The following is an 876-nucleotide window of genomic DNA, read 5'->3' as shown; positions in this document are numbered from 1 at the left end:
AAATTTGATTTCTCAGCATAGGAATTAGCTCGATGGCCAGCGTTACAATGCGGTGTTTATTACCTTTTCCATTCCATACTTGAATACATTTATAATCAAAATCAATATCTTTCACCCTTAATTGCGCCGCTTCCATCACTCTTAAACCACTTCCATACATAAGAGCTGCAATTAAATAATAGCGCTTATTTAAATGAGCCATCAACATTTTAACTTCCTCTGGGGTCATCACGACAGGGAGCTTTGCTTGTTTTTTACTGCGGGCAAAATTTAAATTTAATGAGAGTTCTTTTTTTATTATGTGCTTGTATAAAAATGATAATGAATTTAATGCGGTGGCTTGCGTACGTGGTGCAACGTTTTGCTTTAACACTAAATGTTCTAAGTAGCGCTCGACTTCATTGTCTCCCATTGAGGCGGGATGGCGTTTATTATGAAAATGGATATAAGATGCAATCCATCTTAGGTACGTATCTACGGTGCGTAATGAATACTGACGTACCAACATATAATCAGCTATATAATTTAAAAATGGAGAACGTGTTTTCATATTACCACCAATAATAATGCTGTATTTATATACAGTATAGTTGTGCTGCTCCCATATTCAAGAAAATGAGCGACGAGCGCATTTTCTCTTTTATTAATAGTTTGAGTGCTAATAAAAATTATATGTAGCAATGTGTTAAGTTATTTGTTAAAAAAGAATTATTGAATACATGAGCGTGACATTGGCAGATATATGCGCGACGAGCGCACTATAAAATTGTTGAACTAAGCCGCTACGCGGAGATCCTATTCTGACCATTTGAGCCACACTTACCTTGGGGTTATCCCATATTTGGAGGTAAGTCATGAATACACTCATTGAACAAG

General features: G+C 36.0%; 1 protein-coding gene. It reads right to left on the bottom strand.

Annotation, left to right across the window (positions count from 1 at the left end):
* On the bottom strand, nucleotides 1-550 hold a 550-nt coding region (locus tag H5119_RS19960; protein ID WP_182703474.1), incomplete at its 3' end, for a phage integrase N-terminal SAM-like domain-containing protein.
* Nucleotides 551-876: the final 326 nt, after the last annotated feature.

Origin of the sequence: Pseudoalteromonas sp. SG45-5 (assembly GCF_014164085.1) — a bacterium.
Classification (GTDB): Bacteria; Pseudomonadota; Gammaproteobacteria; order Enterobacterales; family Alteromonadaceae; genus Pseudoalteromonas; species Pseudoalteromonas aliena.
The sequence above is the reverse complement of the archived record's forward strand: the minus strand, read 5'-3'. Positions and strand labels throughout refer to the sequence as shown.